The following is a 22,561-nucleotide window of genomic DNA, read 5'->3' on the forward strand; positions in this document are numbered from 1 at the left end:
TGGTCAGTACTCACAATATCGTACTTAATCACGTATCTTCGCATAAATACATATCTATGTCTAACAAAAAGAAACACAGCGCAACAATAAATACGGTACTCACCCAAATGGTACTTGATATTTTTGAGCAAAATGGCAATACACCACTTAATTACAAACAGGTATCGGCAAAATTGAACGTGCGCGATCCTGATGCAAAATATACCATACTTGATATTTTAAAAGAAGAAGCATTTAAGCAAACCTTAAAAGAAGTATCTCCCGGCAAATTCCAACTCATCGAGCTTAAAACCTTTGTTGAAGGCAAGGTCGACCTGACCAATGATGGTTCTGCCTTTATTGTTACGGACGACCCTGACGAGAGCGATATATTCGTCGCCCCGCGAAAACTAAGAAACGCACTAAACGGCGACCGCGTTAAGGTTTATGTTTATGCTAAAAGCAAAGGCAAGCGCCAGGAAGGCGAAGTGATAGAAATACTGCAGCGCGCTAAAATGGAGTTCACAGGTATTGTGAAACTATCAGACAGGTACGCGTTCTTCATCCCAGACGACCGCAAGATGATGCACGACATCTTTATCCCCATGGGCGAGCTTAATGGTGCAAAGAACGGCATCAAGGCAGTCGCTGAAATTACCGACTGGCCGGCACAGGCTAAAAACCCAGTAGGCCGCATCAAACACATTTTGGGTAATCAAGGCGAGAATGATACCGAAATGAATGCTATTCTCGCTGAGTATGGGTTCCCTTTATCTTTCCCTGCCGAAGTTGAGCATGATGCAGAAGCGATAGCCGCGGATATAACCCCACAGGAGATTGCCAAACGAAGAGATTTCAGGGACGTCATTACTTTTACCATCGACCCGTTTGATGCCAAAGATTTTGACGATGCGATATCTTTTAAAATATTGGATAACGGCAATTACGAGGTCGGTGTACATATTGCGGACGTATCGCATTATATCATTCCGGATTCGGCCCTGGATAAGGAAGCCTTTGATCGCGGAACATCAGTTTACCTGGTTGACAGGGTTATACCAATGTTGCCGGAGCGGTTGTCAAACGGTTTATGTTCTCTACGGCCTAATGAGGATAAGCTATGCTTTGCCGCCGTATTTGAGCTGGATGAAAAAGCAAATATCATTACCGAATGGTTTGGTAAAACAGTGATCAATTCTAACAGGCGTTTTACTTACGAAGAAGCACAGGAAGTTATTGAAACCAAGCAGGGAGATTACACCAGTGAAATTTTAAAACTAAACGAGCTGGCTTACATCCTGCGCGACCGTAAATTTAAAAATGGCGCCATCAGCTTTGAAACCACCGAGGTTAAGTTTATACTGGATGATAAAGGTAAACCTACCGGCGTTTACGTAAAAGAGCGTAAAGACGCACATAAGCTGATCGAAGACTTTATGCTTTTGGCTAACCGTAAGGTAGCCGAGTTTGTGAGCAAAAAAGGCAAGGGCAAACAGAAATATACATTTGTATACCGTGCGCACGACGCGCCAAAACCTGACGCTATTGCCAGTTTCGCTAATTTTGCCTCAAGATTTGGTTATAAGATCAATACAAAATCTGACAAGGAAACTGCCAAATCCCTCAACTTTTTAATGGAGGATGTGGAAGGCAAAAAAGAGCAAAACGTGTTGACACACCTGGCTATCCGCTCGATGGCTAAGGCTATCTATACCACAAAAACAAGCAGCCACTATGGTTTGGCGTTTGATCATTATACACACTTCACCTCTCCCATCCGCCGTTACCCGGATGTGATGGTGCACCGTTTATTGCAACATTATTTGGATGGCGGCCAATCTGTCAATGCAGAGCATTACGAGAAATTGTGCCAGCATTCATCACAAATGGAGAAAAAAGCTGCCGATGCAGAACGCGCATCTGTCAAATACAAACAGGCTGAATTTTTGAAAGACCAGGTAGGTAATGTCTACAGTGGCGTTATCTCGGGCGTTACAGAATGGGGTATGTATGTAGAGATCATTGAAAATAAATGCGAGGGCATGATCAGGCTGCGTGATATCTCTGATGATTTTTATACTTTAGACGAGAAAAATTATGCGATCATCGGCCAGCGCAAAAAGAAAGTTTACCAATTGGGTGATGAAGTGCAAATACGCGTTAAAAACGTCGACCTGACTAAAAAGCAGATTGATTTTTCGCTGGTACAGGATTAATTGCTCCTGTAAACTATAACTATGAGAAAACTACAAGATCTACAACTACTGATTGACGAAGCGGTAACTAATCTCCGATACCCGGCTTATCCTGCCGAGTTGTATGAGCCAATTCAATATATTTTAAGCATGGGCGGCAAACGCATGCGCCCTGCCCTGCTTTTAATGGCTTGCGATCTGTTTGGCGGTGACGTAGAGAACGCCGTATTGCCCGCGTTGGCTATAGAGGTATTTCATAATTTCACCCTGATGCATGATGATATCATGGATAACGCGCCTTTGCGTCGTGGCAAGGTAACCGTGCATGAAAAGTGGAATAAAAACGCTGCCATCCTATCCGGCGATGTGATGCTGATACAAGGCTACAAGTTGATGATGAACGTTGAGGACAGGCTATTGCGGGTAATATTAAACATATTTAATGATACCGCCGTAGGCGTGTGCGAGGGCCAGCAGTTAGACATGGACTTTGAAACCCGCAGTGATGTAAAAATAGACGAATATATTTACATGATCCGCCTTAAAACAGCGGTGGTATTGGGCGGCGCTTTAAAAATAGGATCGATAATTGGCGGCGCTGAAATAAAAGACGCAGAATTGATAGCTGAATTTGGCGAGAACCTGGGCTTGGCTTTTCAATTGCAGGATGACCTTTTAGACGTTTATGGCTCGCCCGAAAAATTTGGTAAACAGGTTGGCGGTGATATCATCTCCAACAAAAAGACCTTCCTGCTGCTCAAATCGCTTGAACTGGCAAATGCAGATCAGGTTGCCGAACTGAATAAATGGATCGACGCCAAACAATTTGATAACCAGGAAAAGGTAAAAGCGGTTACTACGATTTACAACGATCTGCAGGTAAAAGATCATGCGGAAACTGCCATGCAAACCTATGCAGAAAAAGCTTTTGACGCGCTTGAAAAGATCAATCTACCTGAACAGAACAAACAATACCTGCGCAAATTTGCAGACAGTTTGATGGTAAGGGAATATTAGAACTGCTTAGTATCAGCTTTTTTACAGCGGTGGTATTGCCTTATGCCGATAATAATCAGCATATTTAGGTAATCCAATATAACCTGTGTATGAAAGCTTTTAAGCTATCGCCGGTCAATAGCCTTGCCGGTAATAACTCACGACGCATATTTTTAAAAAACGGAGCCGTGTTAAGTTTGGCTTTAGCGGGCAACCCGTTGCTGAAATTATCCTCTGTCGTTGCAGCAAATCCGGCCAAGGATTATATAAACGGGTTGCAAGTCGGCATGGCATCATTTGCTGACGAGGGCATAGATACCGTATTGGATACCTTACAAAAACGCGGCGCTATCAACACCATATTTCTGAATACTTTTACTTATGGCGATGGTTTATCGGGTCGCCAGGTAAGCGGGCAACCATTTCCTGACCATGGGCCGCAGGAACCTGATAAAAATTATCATGGTGGTAATTATGCCATTCCCAATATCAAATACTATCAAAACACAGTTTTAAAGGATACCCGGTCGCCGGAATATGGCAATCGCGATTTAGTTGCCGAAGTGATAAAAGGTGCACATAAACGCGGCATGAAAGTTTTTGCCACTATTGAAGACCAATGGCGCGACGATGTACCCGGAATAGACGAGTGCCATGAAGTTGACCTTATGGGTCGTAAAGCAAAGACAACCTGTTTGTTTAATCCAAACGTTCGTGAGTTTTGGACGGCACTGGCTACAGACACTTGCGCCAGTTATGATTTGGATGGCATTGTGTTCTTCAATGAGCGTAGCGGCCCGTTATTGAATGCATTAGGAGCCAGCCATTTGGTTGGCAATGTTGATCCGTCAAAATCTACCTGTTTTTGCGAATATCACCAGGCAGCAGCTAAGGCGAAGGGCATCAGCTTTGAACGGACAAAAGAAGGTTATCTTAAACTAAATGAATTTGCAAAAGCCTGTAAAGCCGACCAACGCCCAAGCGATGGGTATTATGTGGAATTTCAGCGTATCATGCTTGAATATCCGGAAATAGTTGCCTGGGACAGGTTATTCGACTTTGGCAAGCACCAAATTGTTGACGACGTTTACAAAGCCGTAAAAGCGTTGAATAAAAAGCAATTGGTTGGTTTACATATTGAGCACGTTAATTCATTCAATCCCTTTTTCCGCGCTACAAGGGATTATGAAGATCTGGCTAAACGGGTTGATTTTTTGAAGATAGTAGTTTATAATAATTGCGGCGGAGAGCGTTACCAGCATTTTATTAAAAACATCCACTCAACCATGTTTAAAGATATCCCGCTGGATGAATTAATGCGCTTTAACAACCATTTGCTTGGTTATGGGCCAAGTGAAGCATCATATGAAGGCCTGCCAAAAGCTGGCCTATCTCCTGATTACGTTTATCGCGAAACGCAAAGAGCTTTAAATGGGGTAAAAAATAAATGCCTGATCCTGCCCGGCATCGATATTGGTATCCCGGTAGGTAAAGATAGCCGAAAGCAATCGCCTGACGATGTATACCAGGCTACTATGGCTGCTTATAAAGCCGGCGCAAACGGCATAATATTGTCGCGTAAATACTCTGAAATGAACTTAAACTTAATTGATGCAGCGGGTCGTGCAATCAGCGAAGCGACAAAAGGTTAAAAGATATAAACCATAATGAAAGAAGAAAATAAAGACGGATTATCGCGTCGTAAATTTATGCAAGCCGGTGGCTTAATTGCTGCTGCTGCAGCAATACCAACGCAACTAAAAGCATCAACAGATAAAACAAACGAAACAGAATCAATAGCTGCGCCTGAGGAAGATTTCCTGCAATATATTGACCCGACAATAGGCAATATAGCGCCCCTGCTTAACACAAACCGGCCCGTGGTGCATCTACCCAACCAAATGGTTCGAACGCATCCAAGGCGGCAGGATTATTTGGATGATCAGATCACAGGTTTCCCGTTGCTGTCCTTAAATGTTATCACGCCGCAAACCATCTTTTCAGTACGCCCGGCAAAAGGCCGTTTAGACGATTCGGCGTGGAACGACCGCATGACCTATGACCATGATATGGAAATCACCAAACCCTGGTATTATTCTACCATGCTAATAGAAAAAGGTATTCGTGTGGAGAATACGGTTAGCAAAAAAGGCGGGATTTATCGTTTTACTTTCCCAAAGGGCGTCGAAAAACATCTACTCCTCACCCATTGCTATGATAATGGGCTTTATGATGTTACCGATAATACCATAAGCGGAACTGAATTTGTAAACGATGCCATACATTCGCAAAAAGGTAAGGCTTACATGTATGCAGAATTTTCAGGACAACCTAAAAGTGCCAAGTCAGAAGGTGATAAAGATTGGGGTAAATACACAGTCCAGGGAGCATTAGCTACACCTAAAATGATGGATGGGAAAAAGGTGGCTATGAGCTACTCTAAATCTGATCCTGACCAGGTAGAGTTTCGTTTTGCGGTTTCATTTGTCAGCATTGAACAGGCTAAAGCGAATTACGTGAAAGAAATTGCAGGACTAACCTTTGATCAATTGGCAGAAAAAGGAAAAGCTGTCTGGAAAAAGACCATAAACCAAATAAAGGTTGAAGGTGGCACTGCCGGTCAGCGACGTACTTTCTATACTGCATTGTATCGCAGCTATGTGAGGATGGTTGATATCAATGAGTACGGCAAGTATTACAGTGGTTATGATGATAAAGTACATGATGATAAACGCGCTATGTATACCGAAGATTATACCTGGGGCGATTACATTGCGCAACATCCGTTAAGAGCGTTGCTAAATCCGGAACAGGAAGGCGATATGCTGCAATCTTACGTAAATATGTACGAGCAAAGCGGCTGGGTTCCGGAGTATCCAAAGGTGTATGGCGACAGGCCGGGTATGTTTGGCTTCTACTCGGCAGTGATGTTTTTGGATGGGTATCGTAAAGGCATCCGCAACTTCGATGCTAAGAAAGCACTAGAAGGCATGCTTAAAAATGCCGAACAGGCTACCATGCTGGCCTCAACCAATGGGCCTAAAGGCGCGCTTGAAGACTTTTATCACGAAAAAGGTTATTATCCTGCCTTGCGCATTGGCGAAACTGAAAGCGATCCGTTTGCCAAACAACATCACAGTGCACGTTCTGCGGTAGCTGTAACATTGGCTGCCAGCTATAACGATTGGGCGGTAGCACAACTGGCCAAAGAGTTAGGGAATGATGAAGTTTATAAGCGCTATTTACCTAAAACCCTCAATTACAAAAACCTTTGGAGCAAAGATAAAATGTTATTTATGCCTAAGGACGATAAAGGTGAATGGGTAGACATTGATCCTAAAATGCAAGGACAGTCTTATTATAACGAAAACAACGGCTACACTTATAAATGGGGTGTACAACACGACATACCGGGTTTAATTGAATTAATGGGTGGTCAGGATAAATTTGAAGCAGAACTGGATCAGCTCTTTCGTGAAGGTTTGGGCACAAGCCGTGCAGCATTTTTAAATAAGTTTCCGGACATGACTTCGCTGATAGGCCAGTTCTCTATGGGTAACCAATGTTCGTTTCAGATCCCGTACCTTTTTAATTACACTAAAAACCCATGGAAAACACAAAAATGGACAAGGTTTATACTTGATGTTTATTTTAAAGATAACGTTTTGGGTGTAGCCGGCGACGAAGATGGAGGTTCCATGTCATCAGTAGTTGTATTTGCGTCAATGGGTTTCTTCCCTGTTCAGCCCGGATCACCAACGTATACCATTACAAGCCCGGTGTTTAGCAAGGTTACTATCGACCTGCATAACGGCAAGACCTTTACATTGATTGCTAAAGGAGCATCAAAGACTAAGAAATACATCCAGTCGGCCAATATGAATGGCAAAAAATTAGATAAACTGTGGTTTTCGCATCAGGATTTAATAAGCGGCGGTACTTTGGTTTTAGAAATGGGCGAAATGCCGGTACAGGCGTAATATAACCAAACGCCATACTGAACAAATTCGGTATTACGTTTAAACGATAAAGCCCGTATCAATGATACGGGCTTCTTATATTTTGAGTAGTAATCTGATTACTCAGCAGCCGGAGCTTCTTCAGCGTCAGCAGCTTTTTTCTTTGGAGCAGCTTTCTTTTTTGGAGCTTCTTCAGCAGGAGCAGCAGTTTCTGCTACAACTTCAGGAGCAACTTCAGCAACAGGTGCTGTTTTAACTTCTGCTTTTGCTTTTGGTGCCGGAGCTGCATCTTCTGCTACAGGTGCAGTTGCAAAAGGAATTACAGAAACGTATGAACGGTTATCTGCTTTCTTTTTGAAAACTACTTCGCCTGCTGCTAAAGCAAATAAAGTGTGATCTTTACCGATACCTACGTTAAGGCCCGGATTGTGTTTGGTACCACGCTGACGTACGATGATGTTACCTGCAATTGCCGGCTGACCACCAAATATCTTGATACCTAAACGTTTGCTATGTGACTCGCGGCCGTTTCTTGAACTACCGGCCCCTTTTTTGTGTGCCATTTCTTATATTTTTATGAAACTTAAAAAGTTTCGTTTTAAAAATCTGATTATAAAGTTATACCGGTGATCTCGATCTTGGTAAATTGCTGACGGTGACCGTTTTTCTTTTTGTAACCTTTTCTTCTTTTCTTTTTGAAGATAATTACTTTATCACCTTTTAAATGAGACAGGATCTTAGCCGATACCTTTGCGCCGTTCAAATCAGTTCCTAATTTGAAAGCACCTTCGTTTTCTGCTAACAACACATTGTCAAATTCAATACTAGCGCCCTCGTCACCTTGTAATCTGTGTACAAAGATCTGCTGGTCTTTAGCAACTTTAAATTGCTGTCCTGCTATACTTACTATTGCGTACATGGTTTGTTAATTAATGTTTTTAAAATTCGAGGTGCAAATATAGGTATTACATTTTCAATATGCAACACGCCTTTTATTTTTTCTCGTTTTGCTCTTCAGTTGAAATAACCTGCAAAATTTCTTTTATCAGCCCCTGGTTAGCGTCTATCAAACGCTGGTCGCCAACAAAGTTTGCATCAAATACCACTTTTTTACTTTTGCGTTTGTATTTAAACTCAATGATGTAACGCACCGGTTTAGGGCCTGTTTTTATGCTGTCGCCGGTTTCATCCGCAGGGAAATCCCAAAAACCCAGATCAGCAGCTTTACGGTGCAGGTAAAGCAGATCTTTTTCGTTAAGGTGCAAATGAATTTTAACCAGCGAGTCGCGATTATTCAGGTATTGATAATTGCCTGTTTTAGAGTCGTACTTGTTTAACAAACTATCACGATCGCCGTACTGAATGCTCATTGAATCAAACTCCACAAATTTATACGGTGCATTTTTTAGCATATGCCCGTAATAATATAAACAGTAAAAAAGAAATGGAAGGATAACGCTTAGCGCCAGGAATATTCGTTTTGATCTTGAAAGCATGGGTGTTAATTATGGAATTATTGAGTTATCGAGTTAATGAATTATTGATTTTATTCTATTGATATCGGATTACCATCTGCCAGCTCTCCTTCCCACTTGCTTACCACTGCAGTAGCCATAGCATTACCTAATACGTTGGTTGCCGATCTCCCCATGTCTAATAAGGGGTCGATACCAATCAGTAATGCTAATCCGGCTTCAGGGATATTGAACATGGCGATAGTTCCCGCTATTACCACTAATGATGCCCGCGGCACACCCGCTACCCCTTTGCTGGTTAACATCAGCGTTAACAGCATGATCAACTGCTGGGCGAAAGATAAATGAATGCTGTAAGCCTGCGCCAGGAACAAAGATGCAAACGTCATATACATCATTGAGCCATCCAGGTTAAATGAATATCCCAGCGGCAATACAAAGCTTACTATTTTATTGCTGCAGCCAAAACGCTCCATCTCAATTAATACCCGCGGGTAGGCTGCCTCGCTGGTTGATGTGCCGAAAGCCACCAGCATGGCATCTTTAATATTATTAACCAGTGTAAATACACGGCTCTTTAAAACAAAAAATCCGGCTAAGATGATAGCGACCCAAAGTATAATGAGTGAGAAGTAAAACTCGCCTATAAATACAGCGTAGGTTGATATGATACTCAATCCCTGCTTAGCTACAACAGCTGTAATAGCGCCAAATACAGCCAACGGGGCAATCTTCATTACATAACCAGTTATCTTTAAAATAACATGGGCTATCGCGTCAAAAGCTTTAATAATTATCTCGCCCTTTTCGCCAATTGAGGCCGTCGCGACGCCAAAGAACAAGGCAAACACTACTATCTGCAAAATCTCGTTATTCGCCATCGACTCAAAAAAACTTTTCGGGAAAACATGGCTGATAAAATCTTTTAAGGATAATGCAGTTTTTTGTATCCCGGTATTAAGGTGGCTGTCGGGCAGCATCAGGTGCATTTCGTGTCCGGGTTGAAACAGGTTAACCAGTAACATGCCCAACAATAATGACACCAATGTAGCACTTAAAAACCAGAGCAATGTTTTTCCGCCTATTCTGCCTACGGCTTTAATATCCCCTACTTTAGCCACACCTACAACCAACGTAGTAAATACCAGCGGCGCCACGATCATTTTTATCAAACGCAAAAATATATCGCTTAAAATGGTGAAGTATTCTATCTTATCTTCCCTGATGCCGTCGTTAAGTTTGCGTATTTTGGTGGCAGAGATCCGTTGCGATTTAAGGTCTTTATAAACAACTGACGTAGTATCTTTCAATAACACCAGTTTATTATCAATAACTTTGATGGCTGTTTCGGCGGCACTGATTTTGTTATTGTATGTGGTAATTACAGCTACGTTATATATGTAACCAACTATAACACCTAATATAAGTGCAATAAAAATGTAAAGCGTGAGTTTGCTTTGTTTCATTTATAAATTTAACGGTGCGAAGCTACAACTAATTACTATTTTGCTAAAAATATAAATTTTTAAAGATGAGCACAGCCACTTATGGCTTACAGGATATTAAAAAAGAATTGCAGCACCTGTCCGGCTTGCAGGTAGCCGAATTGTGCCTGCGCCTTGCCCGGCATAAAAAAGAAAACAAAGAGTTATTAGCCTATTTACTATTCGAGGCTGATAATGATACCGCTTTTATTGAAAAAGTAAAGGCTGAGGCCGGTTTCATGTTTAGCCAGTTGCCGGTGCGTAGTTATGAGGCAGCAAAATACCTGCGTAAAATATTGAGGCTGATTAGTAAATACACTAAGTTCATGTCATCAAAAGAAGCCGAGATAGACCTGTTACTTAATTTCTGTACTAACTATATTCAATATGCCGACAGGCGTACAGCCTACAAGCCCTTGCGCTTGATATTGGTAAGACAGGTAGAAAAAATACGTACCGCCATAGGTAAGCTGCATGAAGATCTGCAATATGATTTTATTAATGATTACAACACGGTACTTGATGATGCCGAAAAAAAACTAAGCTGGTTTAACAAGAGCAATTATTTGTTGTAACATTCCTCCTATCTTAGCATCTAAACAGAAAAAAACTGATCAATAACTGTGGCCGCCGAAAAGGAAATTGTCTTTAAGCAAATATTTGAAGCTAATTCAAAAAAGATATTCCATTTGTGCTATGGTTACACCGGGGATGATGATGCTGCGAACGACCTGCTACAAGAAACATTTTTAAAAGTATGGCAAAACCTGGATAAATTTCGTAACCAGGCAATGATCTCGACATGGATTTACCGTATTGCGGTAAACACTTGTTTAACTTATCTTAGATCAGAAAAACGCCAGGCTAAAGACGAGCTGACACCGCTGATAGCCGAAACCAAAATTGAAGAAGTATCAGAAAAAACCGAACAGGTTGCTTTATTGTATAAATGTATATCTAAACTCGAAGAGTCGGAACGGATAATTATTACAATGGTGCTTGATGAATTACCTTATCCTGAAATTGCAGAGATATCGGGCATATCCGAAGGAAACCTAAGGGTAAAGATTTTTCGTATTAAACAGAAATTGACAGAATTATATAATCAGTATGAAAGACTTTGATCATTTAATGTCGGTTTGGCAGGAACAGCCAAAAAAGGATCAGCTTTCAGTAGATGATGTGCTGAAACAGGTGAAGAAGGGAATGAGCGGGCTAAGCAGGAAACTGTTTTGGAACATTACCAGTATGGCAATTTCATTAGCCGGGATATTTGTTGTAATGGTGTTTTTTGTTTTTAACTCATGGGTTACTTACCTGGGCATATCTATTATACTGCTTACTATGATATTGTATGTAATTATGATGGTAAGAGATTACCGCATCATCAACAAGCAGGATATTACCATTGACCCGGCAAGCTATTTACAGGATCTTAAGGAATATCAGAAAAACCGTGCTAAAGTATACGGAGGTTTATACTACCTGTATGTTTGTTTAATAAGCGGCGGCCTCTTGCTATATTTCTATGAAGTACTTCAAAGCGCGTCAACCATGTTTAAAATAATAGCCTATACTTTAACCACCTCCTGGTTATTGTTTTGTACTTTTTATTTAAAAGGACGCTTTGTTAAAAACGAACAAGATAAGCTTAACCTGATAATAGACCGCCTGATAAGGCTGCAAAATCAGTTCGATTAAAGTTTATTTCACAACGCCGGTAGCGGCCCAAAACAACATATAAGTTTTAGAAAGATTTTTGAATTTCACTCCGGTTAATACCCTTTTAGCATCCGGGTGTACATTAAGCGCATGGATATTATGATGCTCGGTTTCTGTTAAGGTACTTTTATTGCTCCATTTGGCCATGTCATGTACCACATAGCTAAAATCGGGATCATCAGCAGACACATCATTGGCCCAATCGGGTACGGTTATTTGCTTCACCTCTGCCCCATCGGTATAGATCAGGTCATATTCAATTTTAGAACTACCGTAAGCGCTTGTAAGACATACGTACAGATCGCTGTAATTGTGTTTCGGAACTTTTATGGTAAGGGAATTGGTATCTGCTAATAATTTTGCCTGGCTCTTTGTCCCTTCGTTATTAGCATAATGTAATAAAATAGCAGGATGATGTTGATCAGCCGGGATCAAAGGATCATCCGGAATAGCCTTAGGGTTTGTCTCATTATTAAATAAAGCAGCAGCCATCGTAAGGTATCCGTTCTCACGATCTACACCTTTGTCCCAAACTACTAATTTACCTCGTGTAAGTGTAGTTACCGGGCGAACGTTTAAAAGGTCATCCACATTGATCTGGATAATTTTACCCGACTGGTATGTATAAGCAGAACTAACTATTAAACTGCTGATAATTAAGGTTGCAAACAAATATTTATTACGCATATGATAAAGGTAATATTTCTTGCTTATTTTGCGTTTATGCCGGTTTAACATTATTTAACCAGCAGGGAGGTATCTCCACTTAAAATCAATGCACATTTTTTATATTTTTGCATGGGTTTAAAATAAGCAGCAGCTTTAGCCCTATCACCAAATCAATGGATATATCAGTAGTAATACCTTTATATAACGAAGTTGAATCATTACCCGAGCTTACCTCATGGATAAGCAAAGTGATGGATGAAAACAGTTTCCTTTACGAGATCATCTTAATTGACGATGGCAGCACCGATGGTTCATGGGAAATGATCAACAAGCTGCGTTTAAATAATCCTTTTATTAAGGGTGTCAAATTCAGGCGCAATTATGGTAAATCAGCAGGACTTAATGTAGGCTTTGAGGCCGCGCAGGGCAATGTTGTGATCACCATGGATGCCGACCTGCAGGACAGTCCCGACGAGATACCTGAGCTTTATCGCCGCGTTACCGAAGAGAAATACGACCTGATATCGGGCTGGAAAGCTAAACGTTATGACCCGTTAAGCAAAACTATCCCTACCAAATTATTTAATCTGGCTACCCGTAAAATGTCGGGCATAAATAATCTGCATGATTTTAACTGCGGACTGAAAGCTTACCGTAAAACGGTGATCAAAAATATCGAGATCTACGGCGAAATGCATCGTTATATCCCGGTAATTGCCAAATGGGCCGGTTTTACAAAAATTGGCGAACAGGTAGTTGAACATCGCGCCCGTAAATACGGTACTACCAAGTTTGGTATGAGCCGTTTTATCAATGGCTTTTTAGACCTGCTTTCTATATTCTTCGTTGGTAAATTCGGCAAGCGCCCCATGCACTTTTTTGGCGCTATGGGCAGTCTAAGCTTTTTTGCCGGTTTGATCTGTGCTATCTGGATCATCAGCGACAAATTGTATGATATTGCACATCATATCAAATACTCGCGCGAGGTAACGGCGCAGCCTTTATTTTACATTGCATTAGTGGCTATTATTATTGGTTCGCAATTGTTTTTAACCGGCTTTGTGGCCGAACTGGTAGCCCGCAGCGCCCCCGAGCGAAATCATTACCAGATAGAAGACAGGATCTGATGTACTGATGTGTGGATATGCAGATAGAATATCCCATTTATCAACAACATAAACCCAATTAAAAAAAATCTGCACATTTGCACCTACGCACATCTGCATATCTATACATATGTTTTTTTCCATCATCATACCATTATATAACCGACCGCAAGAAATAAAAGAGCTGCTTGAATCGCTTACAAAGCAAACCTATAAAAACTTTGAGGTATTGGTTATTGAGGATGGTTCTGTTGATGATGCTGAAGATATTGTAAACAGCTTTACCGATCAGTTAAACGTACGGTATTTTGTAAAGGAAAACGCGGGCCAGGGTTTTGCGCGCAATTACGCTTTCGAGCGCGCCAAAGGCGATTATTTTATCATTTTCGATTCTGATTGCCTGATTCCTGCAGATTACCTGGAGATAGTCAATAATTCACTTGCCAAAAACTGGCTTGATGCCTATGGCGGTCCCGATGCTGCGCATCCGTCATTTACGCCCGTGCAAAAAGCTATCAGTTATTCCATGACCTCGCCTTTCACAACCGGTGGCATCCGTGGCAATAAAAAGAGTATAGGCCAGTTTCACCCGCGTAGCTTTAACATGGGCATATCAAGGCAGGTATGGGAGAAAGCCGGCGGTTTTATCATCACCCGCTCGGGCGAGGATATCGAATACAGCATCCGCATCCACACCATGAATTTTAAGATCGGCCTGATACCACGCGCAAAGGTTTATCATAAGCGCCGTACCAGCCTTTACCAGTTTTATAAGCAGCTTCATTTCTTTGGCAGGGCGCGTATAAATGTTTATAAGTTCTTCCCAAACGAGCTAAAAGCCGTTCATTTTTTCCCGGCAATATTCACATTGGGTGTATTTTTTACACTTATTTCGAACATTTTTAGCTGGCCAATTGCTATATTGTGTAATGTTATTGCCGTACTATTAATTTTGTTGATATTTTTTCACTCTTTAAGTAAAAATAAGTCGGTAAAAATTGCATTTTTGAGCGTACTGGCTTCCTTCATCCAGTTAACTGCTTACGGGCTTGGTTTTATGCAGGATTTTTGGAGACGGGTAATATTAAAAAGATTTTAAGCAAGATATGTATCATCCCTTTTCGGTAGTAGAAACAACAAAAACAGCCTGGACTATCTTTAAGAAGAATTTTGCAACCATAATTGTTTATTCAATTGCAGCTTCTTTCTTATTGCTGGTATTAGGCGGCGTTGTTGAGTTTGTAATTGCTCCCGAAGAATTTACCGGCAAAATGATCGTATCGCTTTTTATGGTCTTTGTGCAAACCTACACTACGCTTGGTCTTTATAAACTGATCTTTACGGTAATTGACAGCGAGTATTATGAATTTGAATTTTCGCAGATCTTACCGCCTTTTAAAAGCATCATGAGTTACTTGGGTGTTATTTTTTCGATGGCATTCGTAGTTACTACATTTCACCTGTTAATGTCAAAGATGGATGATTATCCTTACCTGCAGCAGTTGATTGAAGATGTGGCTGCCATTGCAGCTTTATATTTTGCCCTGCGGATAATGTTCTTCATTACCTTCATCATTGATGATAAATCCGGCGGGCTTGAATCATTGCGCCAAAGTTTCCAACTGACAAAAGGATATTTCTTTAAGATACTGGCTATGCTGGGTATAATATTACTGTTTATTGCATTACCTGCCGCTTTATCACAGTATAAAGGCTTAAGTTTTATATCAATAGCAATTATAATTACCTACCCTTTTGTTAATATTATTCTTGCGGTAACTTATCGCAAACTGATATACAGCCACCAGGATGTGGACGACGATATTGCCGAAACTAATTAAGCGATGGGTTTAAAGTCCATATTAAGCAATGTGTTTGCGGCATGGGTTAATAAAGACCTTAACCGTATCCGTAAAAATGCAGTAGCCATACAGAAACAAACTTTTGAGAACCTGATCAGCAAGGCTAAAAATACCACCTTTGGACAAGATCACCATTTTGACCAAATTAAATCTTACGACGATTTTAAAAGGCAGGTCCCGCTGCGCGATTATGAAGAGCTTAGCCTCTACATTAAACGCGTGGTTAATGGCGAAGCCGATGTACTTTGGCCAGGCAAACCTACTTATCTTACCAAAACATCGGGCACAACATCGGGGGTAAAGTATATTCCTATCAGCAAAGAAAGCATGCCCGAGCATATCAGGGCCGCGCGTAATGCTTTGCTAAACTATATTCATGAAACAGGCAAGGCAGATTTTGTAAACGGCAAGATGATATTCTTACAGGGTAGCCCGGTTTTGGCAGAAAAGGCCGGTATCCCAACAGGTAGGTTATCAGGTATTGTAGCGCATCATGTCCCCGCTTATTTACAAAAGAACCGTTTACCCAGCTACGAGGTAAATTGTATTGAAGACTGGGAAGAAAAAGTCGACGCCATTGTACAGGAAACCGTTACAGAAGATATGCGCCTGATCTCTGGCATCCCGCCCTGGTGCCAGATGTATTTCGACAGGCTTTCGGCCGTATCGGGCGGAAAAAAGATAAAAGACATCTTTCCCAATTTTAAACTATTTGTTTACGGCGGTGTAAATTTTGAACCGTACAGGGTACGCATGCAGGAAAGCATTGGTTTTGCTATCGATTCGATTGAAACATATCCCGCGTCAGAAGGTTTTATCGCGTTCCAGGATTCTCAGAAAGAAAAAGGCTTGCTGCTACTGGTTGATTCGGGCATATTTTATGAATTTGTACCAACCGACGAGTATTTTAATGAAAACCCAACCCGCGTTAGCTTACAGGATGTTGAACTGGATAAAAATTACGCGCTGATATTAAATACCAACGCTGGATTATGGGGCTATAGCATTGGCGATACTGTTAAGTTTGTTTCTAAAGATCCATATAAGATCGTAGTGACCGGGCGCATTAAACATTATATATCCGCATTTGGCGAGCATGTTATAGGTGAGGAAGTAGAACAGGCGCTAATGAGCGTGGCTAACCAGGAAGGGATTGAGATCATTGAATTTACGGTAGCACCACAAGTTAACCCGCCCGCCGGAGCTTTACCTTACCACGAGTGGTTCATTGAATTTGGCACCGCGCCAAAAAACGTCAAAGATTTTGCTTTAAAAGTTGACAAGGCCTTGCAAACAAAAAATATTTACTATTTTGACCTGATTGACGGTAACATTTTGCAACCTTTGATTGTCCAAAGCGTAAAGAGGGATGCGTTTATTAATTATATGCGCTCGCAAGGCAAACTTGGGGGACAAAACAAAGTGCCAAGATTAGCCAACGACAGGAAGATAGCAGACGGATTAAAGGAGTATATAGTTTAAACACCACATTGAGTACCAGTATTAAAAACATTGCCATTCTTGGCTCTACAGGGAGCATAGGCACACAGGCTTTAGAAGTTATAGGTGCAAACCCTTCTCTGTTTAAAGCTTATGTTCTTACGGCAAATTCCAGCGCTACCTTACTGATACAGCAAGCCCTGCAATTTAAACCCGCCTACGTAGTTATTTGCGACGAAAGCAAATACGCCGAAGTAAAGGAAGCTTTATCCAATACCGATATTAAGGTTTTAACAGGTATTAATGCAGTAAATGAAGTTGTTGCCCAGGCAGAAGTTGATACGGTTTTAACCGCCATGGTAGGCTTCGCAGGTTTGCAGTCTACTATCGCGGCCATTAAGGCCGGTAAAGATATCGCGTTAGCCAATAAAGAAACTTTGGTGGTAGCCGGGGAGTTGATCACCGATCTGGCCAAACAGCATGATGTAAAGATTTTACCGGTCGACTCTGAGCACTCGGCCATTTACCAATGCCTGGTTGGTGAAGAAAATAACGCGATAGAGAAGATCATTCTGACCGCATCAGGCGGCCCGTTCAGGGGTAAAACTCTGGCACATTTAACCAACGTAACCCGCGAACATGCTTTAAAACACCCTAACTGGGTAATGGGTGCCAAGATCACCATTGATTCTGCCACGCTGATGAACAAGGGCCTTGAAGTGATCGAGGCAAAATGGTTGTTTGACCTGGCTGCTGATCAGATAGATGTTATTGTGCACCCTCAATCCATTATTCACTCGATGGTGCAGTTTGAGGATGGCTCGATAAAAGCGCAAATGGGCTTGCCCGATATGAAGCTACCCATACAATACGCGCTGGCCTACCCTGCCCGTTTAAAAAATAATTTTAAACGGTTTAGCTTCACAGACCACCCGACTTTAACGTTTGAAAAACCTGATCTGGAAACGTTTCGTAATTTAGGTTTGGCATTTGAGGCGCTGAACAAAGGTGGTAACATGCCTTGTATTATTAACGCCGCCAATGAAATTGCCGTAGCCGGATTTTTAAACAGCGCGGTAGGTTTTATAGCCATGAGTGATGTTATTGAAAACTGTATGCAAAGCATTAGCTATCAAACACAACCTACCCTTGACGATTATTTGAATACTGACAAAGAAACACGCATATTTGCGCACAATTTAATAAACCGGATGTCATCAAAAGCATCATATATAATTTGAAATAAATAAGAATGAGTATAGTAATTATGGTTGGCCAGTTTGTACTGGGGCTTTCGATTTTAGTGATATTGCACGAGCTGGGCCACTTTTTAGCCGCAAGGGCTTTTGGTATTAAGGTAGATAAATTTTACCTGTTTTTTGACGCATGGGGATTTAGCCTGTTTAAGTTTACTTATAAGGATGTTGAGTATGGTATAGGCTGGCTGCCATTAGGCGGCTACGTAAAAATTGCCGGTATGATAGATGAATCAATGGATACTGAGCAATTGGCAGGCCCGCCGCAACCGTGGGAGTTCCGCTCAAAACCGGCCTGGCAGCGTTTAATTGTAATGCTGGGCGGTATATTTGTAAACATAGTATTAGCCATCTTTATTTTCTGGATGCTTACCGCGCGTTATGGTGAAAGCTATATTGCAAACTCAAGCGTTAAATATGGCATTGTACCGGGTACTATCGGTAAAAAGATGGGCCTTGTGGCAGGCGATAAGATTATAGCCGTAAATGGCAAAGCTGTGGACCGCTTTGAAGATCTGATGAGCTCAAAAGTATTGTTGGATCATACGGTTTTAACCGTACAAAGAGGAAACCAAACACTCAATCTTACAGTTCCGGCAAATGTTATAAATGATCTGTCTGACTATGGCCTTGAGCAATTCATCAGCAGCTTACCACGTACTACTTTTGCTATTGATTCTGTTTTACCAAACAGTAAAGCACAGGAAGCCGGTTTAATGCACGGCGACAGCATTATCGCCGTAAATGCTGCTAAAGTGGTTTATTTTGACCAGCTTCAATCCCAACTACAGGCTAACAAAGAAAAAGCCGTAGACCTAACCGTGCGCCGTCATAATGAAACCAAAACTTTAAAAGCTACCGTTACCAAAGAAGGCACCATCGGCGTGCGCCTGGCTTATGACCTGCCGAAAGAACAGACCATTAACTATGGCTTCTTCGGGTCGTTACCGGTTGGTGCAGACAAAGCCTGGAATAATTTTTCAGGCACAGCAAAAAGTATCGGTAAAGTTTTTAAAGGCGATGCTAAATTTAATAAAGTAATAGGCGGGCCGGTTGCTATTGCAACTCAATTTGGCTCGCGTGTAGACTGGGTTCACTTTTGGACACTAGTTGGCTTATTATCTATCGCGTTAGCATTTACAAATCTGTTGCCTATCCCCGCGCTTGACGGCGGCCATGCCATATTTTTAATAGTTGAAATGATCAAAGGCAAACCGCTTAGCGATAAGTTTTTAGAACGCGCCCAACTGGTTGGCTTTGTTTTAATATTATCATTAATTGTATTTGTTTTTGGCAATGACATTGTTAAACTGGTAATGAAAGGCCGGTCTTAATAACAGATAAACTTAATTAACAAAGAAGGCGTTACCAATGGTAACGCCTTCTTTGTTTTTACAGTAGTATTAAAATCGCTATCCTTGCGACAATAAATAATCATTTATTACCTATACCTAATAGCCAACAATGATCGATACACCGCAAAAAAATCGGCGTTACAAAACCGCTGTTTCGTAACGCCGATCATTAAATATTTATTGATGTCTCTATTTAAACTCTTCGTTAGTTAAACCTGTGTTAACCAATACATTGTTTACTTTAAACTCAACAGGTACACCCAGTAATACGGTTTTGGTGTTGTATGGAATTTTAACACCGTTCACCTCGCGGTAATCGCTAAACTCATTTGCTGACGCGTTTGGTATATCTGTGATCTGTTTTACCTTAAGGCCTGTTTTGTAATCAAAGTATGATTTTACTTTTATCCCGTCAGGGTGCGTAACCGTAACCAGGTAAGCCAGCTTTTCGCCTACGGCACGAATTGTATTATCTAAGGTTAAAGTATAGCCTGATTTATCGTAATCCAATTCAGGGAAGAAGCCAAAACGATCAACCAATTGATGCTGGTAAGCCTTTGGCGCAGGGACAGGCTGGTTTTGCTGCACCACGCTTACACTATCGGCATTGCCTTTTAAATGCAATAACACAAAGTTATTATAGGTTGGGGCTATAGCGCTATAATTAAATTTATCAGGTGATTTATAACGGTTGGTCACTTCTACCGAAACTCCTTGTAACGGTCCGTCAGACTTTATGGTCATATCTTTAATAGCCTTTACTTTATCTGCACCGCCAATGGCATCCAGGTAATTTTTAATTACACCTGCTGCGGTAACACTCTTATCTATCTGCGCACCACTGAAGGAGTTATTTTCAGGATCGGTATCAGGCAATACATGCTCAGGATCAAGTGTTACAAGCAATATTTTTGATATTGACTTATATGGGAAGGTCCAGGTGCCGCCGCGCTGCCAGATCTCGGCAGGTAGTTTAACCGTTCCGGTTTTACCGTTCTCTTCTTTTATTAAAGCGGTAACCGGCAAGGCCAGTTCGCCTAAATTCTCAATGGTGATTAACGAGCCTTTCGACGCGTCGTTGTCATTATAGTCTATTGATTTTACAGCCTGGTCAAGCGACATGGTACCCATAAACCATTCGTTCCAGAACCAGCTCAGGTCCTCGCCTGCCGCGTTGTCCATGGTATGGAAAAAGTCCCACGGTGTTGGGTGTTTAAAGGCCCAGCGTTTTATGTAAGTTTTAAAAGCGTAATCAAACCGCTCTTCACCCAATATCTGCTCACGCAATATGGTCAGGCCCAAAGCAGGCTTTTCATAAGCGGCATAGCCTAAATAATCAGGCTGAATAACATCAGGCGTGTTCATGATCGCGTCTGCATCCGGGGAAAACATAGCCGGCGCTGATTTCTGAACATCCTCTTTTTGATAATACTCGCCATTGTTAAATACCTTGGTATCTACCTTATTGATAAAGGTGTTAAAACCTTCATCCATCCAGGCAAACTTACGCTCGTTTGATCCTACGATCATCGGGAACCAGTTGTGGCCAAACTCGTGGTTGGTTACTTCCCAAAGCTCGCCGGTTTGCGATTTCCATCCGCAGAAAACAATTCCCGGATACTCCATACCACCTACTACACCGGCTACGTTTGTTGCTACCGGGTAGGTAAACTCATACCACTCTTTCGAGTAAAGTTCTATACAGTTTTTCACGTATTCTGTTGATCTGCCCCAGGCTTTGTCGCCATTTACCTCAACCGGGTAAATAGACTGCGCCAGCGCTTTTTTACCGCTTGGCAGGTTTATTCTTGCCGCGTCCCAGATAAATGCCTTAGAAGCCGCCCAGGCTACGTCGCGTGTATTTGTACATAAGAAGTGCCAGGTTAAAGTAGATTTCTGCGGATAAGAAGTTTTACTGGCGATATCGGCCTCGTCACGGATGCTTACCGTTTTATCACTGTTCCGCGCAGCCGCCAATCTTTTAAGAGCTGTTGCAGATAGAACTTCGTTAGGGTTTAGCAATTCGCCCGATCCTGCAACAATTAAATCTGCAGGAGCCGTAACAGTGTAATCAATATTGCCGTACTCCAGGTAAAACTCAGATGCGCCCATGTACGGAATGGTATTCCATCCGCTGATATCATCATACACTTCCATACGCGGGTACCATTGTGCAATTTCATATACCCAACCGTTTTTGGTGTTCAGGCGGCCCATGCGGTCGGTACCATATTCAGGCACATCAAAAGCATAGTCAATTTTAATATCTATTTTTTTACCGTTTGCCTTAAGCGAATCTTTCAGTTTGATCTGCATACGGGTATCTGTAACCAGGTAATCAACCTTTTCGGCCTTGCCGTTGCTTACAATATACACGCCTTTTATCTCGTCGCCATTGGTATAAGTTTTATTGGCAAAGCGTCCGCCGGTAACCGGGCTGGTCGCCTGCGCGCGCGAATCTTCGCGGTAAATATTCTGATCAACCTGCAGCCATAAAAAGGGCAGGCCGTCCGGGCTGTTATTTGTATAAGTGATGAGCGCAGTACCTGTAACCCTGTGTTTAGCGGTATCAAGGGTTACATTCAATTTATAGTCGGCACGGTTTTGCCAGTATTTGGCACTTGGCGCACCACCGGCAGTACGAAACTGGTTACCGTTTTGCTGGTAAAATAATGCCTTAAATACTTTATGCTGATCGTATTTTGAATGCGCGGTATCGGTTTGTGCCCGTGCAGAGAACGCGCTTATTGCTAATGAAAGCGCAAAAATCATTTTGTTAATTTTCATGTTGTTGTATGAGTATGAGATCGGTTAAAGATATGCTATCAGTGTATATTATCAAAATGTTAGATAACGAAGGGGCGAAAAGGTTACACACCTCTCCCTAAATCCCTCTCCAAAAAAGAGGGACTTAAATATTAATGTCTTGTGTCTAACCCCCCCTCTTCTTTGGAGAGGGCTGGGGAGGGGTCAAAATCAACAAAATTACGCCATCATCTTCAATAAAATCAGGCAATTATCAATTTAAAATCAATCTGTATTAGCTTAATTTTTTAAGTATAA

General features: G+C 41.7%; 19 protein-coding genes. 13 read left to right on the forward strand and 6 right to left on the reverse strand.

Annotated elements, in window-relative coordinates; all coding sequences use genetic code 11:
- Window positions 1-56: 56 nt before the first annotated feature.
- The 4 genes from rnr to FO440_RS16425 all read left to right on the forward strand — a co-directional run bounded on the left by rnr (window position 57) and on the right by FO440_RS16425 (window position 7,150).
- Window positions 57-2,195 (forward strand): ribonuclease R, encoded by a 2,139-nt coding sequence (rnr, locus tag FO440_RS16410; RefSeq protein WP_144249369.1) that lies wholly within the window; start codon window positions 57-59, stop codon window positions 2,193-2,195.
- A 21-nt stretch (window positions 2,196-2,216) separates the two neighbouring features.
- Window positions 2,217-3,191: a polyprenyl synthetase family protein gene (locus FO440_RS16415; protein WP_144249370.1), complete on the forward strand. Its 975-nt coding sequence runs from the start codon at window positions 2,217-2,219 to the stop codon at window positions 3,189-3,191.
- Window positions 3,192-3,280: 89 nt separating this feature from the next.
- Complete coding sequence (locus FO440_RS16420) at window positions 3,281-4,822, forward strand: alpha-amylase family protein (RefSeq protein ID WP_144249371.1); 1,542 nt, start codon at window positions 3,281-3,283, stop codon at window positions 4,820-4,822.
- A 15-nt stretch (window positions 4,823-4,837) separates the two neighbouring features.
- Complete coding sequence (locus tag FO440_RS16425) at window positions 4,838-7,150, forward strand: GH92 family glycosyl hydrolase (protein ID WP_222104002.1); 2,313 nt, start codon at window positions 4,838-4,840, stop codon at window positions 7,148-7,150.
- 98 nt (window positions 7,151-7,248) lie between these two features.
- Here FO440_RS16425 and rpmA read toward each other — a convergent pair whose 3' ends face one another.
- From rpmA to FO440_RS16445, 4 genes are all read right to left on the reverse strand, one after another.
- The gene (gene rpmA, locus FO440_RS16430) at window positions 7,249-7,692 is read right to left on the reverse strand and encodes a 50S ribosomal protein L27 (protein ID WP_144249372.1); all 444 of its coding nucleotides are present in this window, start codon (window positions 7,690-7,692) and stop codon (window positions 7,249-7,251) included.
- A 47-nt stretch (window positions 7,693-7,739) separates the two neighbouring features.
- Window positions 7,740-8,048 carry a 50S ribosomal protein L21 gene (rplU, locus tag FO440_RS16435; protein WP_144249373.1) on the reverse strand — a complete coding sequence of 103 codons (309 nt, stop codon included), beginning with the start codon at window positions 8,046-8,048 and terminating at the stop codon, window positions 7,740-7,742.
- 73 nt (window positions 8,049-8,121) lie between these two features.
- Entirely contained in the window at window positions 8,122-8,541 is a 420-nt protein-coding gene (locus tag FO440_RS16440) for a hypothetical protein (protein ID WP_246104250.1), read from the reverse strand.
- A gap of 134 nt (window positions 8,542-8,675) precedes the next feature.
- The gene (locus FO440_RS16445) at window positions 8,676-10,070 is read right to left on the reverse strand and encodes a dicarboxylate/amino acid:cation symporter (RefSeq protein WP_144249375.1); all 1,395 of its coding nucleotides are present in this window, start codon (window positions 10,068-10,070) and stop codon (window positions 8,676-8,678) included.
- A 65-nt stretch (window positions 10,071-10,135) separates the two neighbouring features.
- Between FO440_RS16445 and FO440_RS16450 the strand changes: the two genes are divergently transcribed.
- Genes FO440_RS16450 through FO440_RS16460 form a run of 3 tightly spaced genes read left to right on the forward strand, consistent with a single transcriptional unit; the run spans window position 10,136 to window position 11,789 of the window.
- On the forward strand, window positions 10,136-10,663 hold the full coding sequence (locus FO440_RS16450) for a hypothetical protein (RefSeq protein ID WP_144249376.1): 528 nt from the start codon (window positions 10,136-10,138) through the stop codon (window positions 10,661-10,663).
- Between the two features lie 48 nt (window positions 10,664-10,711).
- Entirely contained in the window at window positions 10,712-11,212 is a 501-nt protein-coding gene (locus FO440_RS16455) for an RNA polymerase sigma factor (RefSeq protein ID WP_144249377.1), read from the forward strand.
- Window positions 11,199-11,789 (forward strand): hypothetical protein, encoded by a 591-nt coding sequence (locus FO440_RS16460; protein ID WP_144249378.1) that lies wholly within the window; start codon window positions 11,199-11,201, stop codon window positions 11,787-11,789. Before FO440_RS16455 ends, FO440_RS16460 begins: the two co-directional genes overlap by 14 nt.
- Window positions 11,790-11,792: 3 nt before the next feature.
- Here the strand turns inward: FO440_RS16460 and FO440_RS16465 are convergent, their stop codons facing one another.
- Window positions 11,793-12,497 carry a hypothetical protein gene (locus FO440_RS16465; RefSeq protein ID WP_144249379.1) on the reverse strand — a complete coding sequence of 235 codons (705 nt, stop codon included), beginning with the start codon at window positions 12,495-12,497 and terminating at the stop codon, window positions 11,793-11,795.
- Between the two features lie 155 nt (window positions 12,498-12,652).
- Here FO440_RS16465 and FO440_RS16470 point away from each other — a divergent pair, with 155 nt between their 5' ends.
- From FO440_RS16470 to rseP, 6 genes are all read left to right on the forward strand, one after another.
- Window positions 12,653-13,606, forward strand: a complete 954-nt coding sequence (locus FO440_RS16470; protein ID WP_144249380.1) for a glycosyltransferase family 2 protein — start codon at window positions 12,653-12,655, stop codon at window positions 13,604-13,606.
- Between the two features lie 109 nt (window positions 13,607-13,715).
- Window positions 13,716-14,684: a glycosyltransferase gene (locus tag FO440_RS16475; RefSeq protein WP_144249381.1), complete on the forward strand. Its 969-nt coding sequence runs from the start codon at window positions 13,716-13,718 to the stop codon at window positions 14,682-14,684.
- 7 nt (window positions 14,685-14,691) lie between these two features.
- Window positions 14,692-15,426, forward strand: coding sequence for a hypothetical protein (locus FO440_RS16480; protein ID WP_144249382.1), 735 nt, complete (start codon window positions 14,692-14,694; stop codon window positions 15,424-15,426).
- 3 nt (window positions 15,427-15,429) lie between these two features.
- Window positions 15,430-16,929 carry a GH3 auxin-responsive promoter family protein gene (locus FO440_RS16485; protein ID WP_144249383.1) on the forward strand — a complete coding sequence of 500 codons (1,500 nt, stop codon included), beginning with the start codon at window positions 15,430-15,432 and terminating at the stop codon, window positions 16,927-16,929.
- An 8-nt stretch (window positions 16,930-16,937) separates the two neighbouring features.
- Window positions 16,938-18,128, forward strand: coding sequence for a 1-deoxy-D-xylulose-5-phosphate reductoisomerase (locus tag FO440_RS16490; protein WP_246104251.1), 1,191 nt, complete (start codon window positions 16,938-16,940; stop codon window positions 18,126-18,128).
- Window positions 18,129-18,139: 11 nt separating this feature from the next.
- On the forward strand, window positions 18,140-19,477 hold the full coding sequence (gene rseP / locus FO440_RS16495) for an RIP metalloprotease RseP (RefSeq protein ID WP_144249384.1): 1,338 nt from the start codon (window positions 18,140-18,142) through the stop codon (window positions 19,475-19,477).
- A 210-nt stretch (window positions 19,478-19,687) separates the two neighbouring features.
- Here rseP and FO440_RS16500 read toward each other — a convergent pair whose 3' ends face one another.
- On the reverse strand, window positions 19,688-22,285 hold the full coding sequence (locus tag FO440_RS16500; protein ID WP_186292706.1) for a M1 family metallopeptidase: 2,598 nt from the start codon (window positions 22,283-22,285) through the stop codon (window positions 19,688-19,690).
- Between the last annotated feature and the right edge of the window lie 276 nt (window positions 22,286-22,561).

The sequence above is a fragment of the Mucilaginibacter corticis genome (assembly GCF_007558865.1).
Taxonomy (GTDB): domain Bacteria; phylum Bacteroidota; class Bacteroidia; order Sphingobacteriales; family Sphingobacteriaceae; genus Mucilaginibacter; species Mucilaginibacter corticis.